Genomic DNA, 4,259 nt, shown 5'->3' on the forward strand with positions numbered 1-4,259 from the left:
GCGATGGTCGCGGTCGAGGCGGCCGAGGACGAGGTTCTGCTGTATCTGCCCGACGGGGTGTCTGTTGCGGCGGTGAACGGGCCTTCTTCGGTGGTGGTTTCCGGGGACGAGGCCGGTGTGCTGGAGATCGCGGAGCGTTTCGAAGAGGACGGGCGGCGGACGCGGCGGTTGTCGGTTTCGCATGCGTTCCATTCGCCGTTGATGGATCCGATGCTGGACGATTTCCGTGCCGTGGTGGAGGGATTGTCCTTCGAGGTGCCGCGGATTCCTGTGGTGTCGTCGGGTGAGGTGACCTCGCCGGAGTTCTGGGTTCGTCATGTGCGGGAGACGGTCCGTTTCGCCGATCACGTGTGGTCGCTGGAGGGTCAAGGCGTCTCGGCGTTTGTGGAGTTGGGCCCGGACGGGGTGCTCTCCGCGATGGCGACGGAGTTGGTGCCGGATGAGGCCGTGGTGGCGCCGGTGCTGCGCAAGGACCGGGAGGAGGAAGTTGCTCTCCTGTCGGGGTTGGCTCGTCTCCATGTGAACGGCATCGACGTCGACTGGGCACGTCTCTTCGACGGCACCGATGCGCGCCGGGTCGACCTGCCCACCTACGCCTTCCAGCGGCAGCGCTTCTGGCCGTCCCCGTCGACGCGGCCCGGCGATGCGTCCGGTCTCGGGCTCGTCGCCGCCGAGCACCCACTGCTGGGCGCGGCGGTGGAACTGGCCGGCTCCGAAGGAGTGTTGTTCACCAGCCGTCTCTCACTGCGGTCGCATCCATGGCTTGCCGACCATGTGGCGATGGGCCGGGTGCTCTTCCCCGGCACGGCCTTCGTGGAGTTGGCGGTCCGCGCGGGTGACGAGGTCGGCTGCGGCCACGTCGAGGAACTGACGCTTGCCGCGCCGCTGGTGCTCCCTGAAGAGGGCGCCGTACAGGTACAGGTATCGGTAGGCGTTCCCGACGAGTCGGGGCGTCGTGCGGTAGCGGTGTACGGACGCCGGGCGGACGGCGAGGACCTGCCATGGGTGGAGCACGCCAGCGGCCTACTGGCTGAAGGAGCCGGCAGCGGGATTGAGTTCGACGCCTCGGTGTGGCCGCCCGCGGGTGCGGTGCCGGTGGAGGTCGAGGGCTGCTACGAGCGGTTCGTGGACCTCGGGTTCGAGTACGGGCCCGCCTTCCAGGGGCTGAAGGCCGCCTGGCGAGGCGGTGACGGTGAGATCTTCGCCGAGGTGGCCCTTCCGGAGGACACCGGCGCCGACAGGTTCGGCATCCACCCCGCACTGCTCGATGCGGGCATCCACGCCGCCGGACTCGGCGGTGCGGAGGTGATCAGCGGAGGCGGCCTGCCGTTCTCCTGGCAGGGTGTGTCGCTGCACGCGTCCGGTGCCTCGCAGGTACGTGTACGGCTGACGCGGGGCGACGACGGCGCCATGGCGATTGCGGTAGCGGACTCCGCCGGTGCGCCCGTGGCCTCCGTCGAGTCGCTGGTGACCCGTCCCGTGCCGGCTGAGCAACTCGATGACGCGGGCGTGACTCGGGATTCACTGTTCACCCTGGACTGGACTCCGGCCTCCGCGCCCGTGCCGGCGGTGCCGGTGGCCGGTGGCGATCAGACGGTGGCCGTGGTTGGCCCTGATGCGCTGGGCCTGTCGGAGAGCGTCGGTGCCGAGGGCGGCGCCCACGCGGATCTGGCGGCACTCGCGGCGAGTGGTGATGAAGTGCCGGTGCCGGGTGTGGTGTTGGTGCCGGTGGTGGGTGATGCGGACGGTGGCGTGGCCGGGTCCGCGCATGTTTTGACTGCGCGTGTGCTGGGTGTGGTGCAGGAGTGGTTGGCCGATGAGCGGTTTGCCGGTTCGCGGTTGGTGTTCGTCACGCGTGGTGCTGTCGCGGGTGAGGATGTGGCGGCCGCCGGCGTGTGGGGTCTGGTGCGTTCTGCGCAGTCGGAACACCCGGGCCGGTTCGGTCTGCTGGATGTGGATGCTTCGGAGGCGTCCGCGGCTGTCGTGCCGCAGGCACTGGGCGTCGACGAGCCCCAGGTGAGGGTCTGTGAGGGTGAGACTCTGGTGCCGCGTCTGGCGCGGGTCGACGTACCTTCGAGCGGTGCCGGTTGGGATGCAGAGGGAACTGTCCTCATCACCGGCGGCACGGGTGGTCTCGGCCGGGTCGTGGCCCGGCACCTGGTGGTCGAGCACGGTGTGCGGAATCTGCTGCTGGTCAGCCGCCGCGGCATGGACGCCGACGGCGCTGAAGAACTGGTCGCGGAACTCACGGAGTCGGGCTCCCAGGTGCTGGTGGCCGCCTGCGACGTGGGCGACCGCACGGCCCTGGCAAGACTGTTGGAACAGCATGAGGTGCATGCTGTCGTCCACACGGCAGGTGTCCTCGATGACGGTGTGGTCGAGTCACTGACACCGGAACGCGTGGAGACTGTCCTGCGGCCGAAGGTGGATGCCGCCTGGAACCTGCACGAACTCACCCGGGACCGAGACCTGTCGGCGTTCGTCCTCTTCTCCTCCGCCGCAGGCGTATTCGGCGGGGCCGGGCAGGCCAACTACGCGGCGGGCAACGCCTTCCTGGACGCGCTCGCCGAGCACCGTCGCCAACTGGAACTGCCCTGCGTGTCGTTGGCCTGGGGCGCATGGTCCCGGGACAGCGGAATGACCGGCGGCCTGTCCGAGGCGGACATGCAGCGTATGGAGCGCTCAGGCATGCCGCCGCTGTCGGAGGACCAGGGTGTCGAGCTGTTCGACGCGGCTGTTGCCGGCGACGAACCGGCCGTACTCCCCCTGCGACTGGATCTGCCCGCCGTGCGCGCACAGGGTGAGGTTCCGCCGCTGCTTCGGGGGCTCATACGGACGACGACGCGGGCACGTCGGGCGGCGACATCGGCTGCGAACGCCGACGGCGGCCTCGTCCAGCGCCTCGTCGGGCTGAGCCCCGCCGAACGTACCGAAGCACTCGTGGACTTGGTACGCGCCGAAGTCGCCACGGTGCTGGGCCATTCACGCGCTGAAGCAGTCGACGTCACACGCCCCTTCCAAGGGCTGGGCTTCGACTCGCTGACGGCCGTGGAGCTGCGGAACCGTCTGACGGCGGTCACCGGGCTGCGGCTGCCCGCCACGATGGTCTTCGACTACCCCACCGTGGCGGTACTGGCCGGGCGCGTCCAGGAAGAACTCCTCGGCAGCGACGGCGACATGTCCGCGCTGATGCCCGTGCCCATCCAGGGCATGCCGCCGGCCACGGGCGACCCGGTCGTGATCGTGGGGATGTCCTGCCGCTATCCGGGCGACGTCAGTTCGCCGGAGGAGCTGTGGCAACTCGTACTGGACGGTGGCGACGCCATCTCAGGCTTCCCCACCAACCGAAACTGGGCCCTGGAATCGCTCCACCACCCGGACCCGGACGAACCCGGGAAGACCCACGTCGTCGAAGGCGGATTCCTGCACGACGCCGATCAGTTCGACCCCGACTTCTTCGGGATGTCGCCACGGGAGGCGCTCGCCACGGACGTCCAGCAGCGCTTGTTGCTGGAAGCGTCCTGGCAGGCCTTCGAGCGGGCGGGTATCGACCCGATGTCGTTGCGGGGCAGCCGGACCGGTGTGTTCGCGGGGGTGATGTCCAACGACTACAGCACCCTGGTGAGCGACGAGAGCTTCGAGGGGTACCAGGGCACGGGCACCGCACAGAGCGTTCTGTCCGGACGAGTCGCCTACACGCTGGGACTCGAAGGTCCCGCCATGACGGTGGACACGGCGTGTTCGTCGTCGCTGGTGGCGATGCACCTTGCCGCCCAGGCGCTGCGGCAGGGTGAATGCTCGCTGGCGCTGGCCGGTGGTGTGACGGTGATGTCGACGCCGGGGGCGTTCGTGGGCTTCTCGCGTCAGCGGGGTCTGGCCTCGGACGGCCGGTGCAAGGCGTTCTCGGATGCGGCTGATGGTGTGGGCTGGTCCGAGGGCGTCGGTCTGGTGGTGCTGGAGCGGCTTTCGGATGCGCGGCGTCACGGGCATCAGGTGCTGGCGGTCGTGCGCGGCAGCGCGGTGAATCAGGACGGTGCGTCGAATGGTTTGACGGCGCCGAACGGTCCGTCGCAGCAGCGGGTGATCCGTCAGGCGTTGGCCAGTGGTGGTCTGTCCGCTGGTGATGTGGATGTGGTGGAGGCGCACGGGACGGGCACGACTCTCGGTGACCCGATCGAGGCGCAGGCGCTGCTGGCGACGTACGGGCAGGACCGTGAGCGGCCTCTCCACCTCGGTTCGGTGAAGTCGAACATCGGTCA

General features: G+C 69.3%; 1 protein-coding gene. It reads left to right on the forward strand.

Features of this window, described 5'->3' with window-relative positions:
• Positions 1-4,259, forward strand: a 4,259-nt coding sequence (locus H343_RS0124605; RefSeq protein ID WP_028433287.1) for a type I polyketide synthase, incomplete at both ends; no start/stop codon positions are given.

The organism is Streptomyces sp. TAA204 (assembly GCF_000424965.1).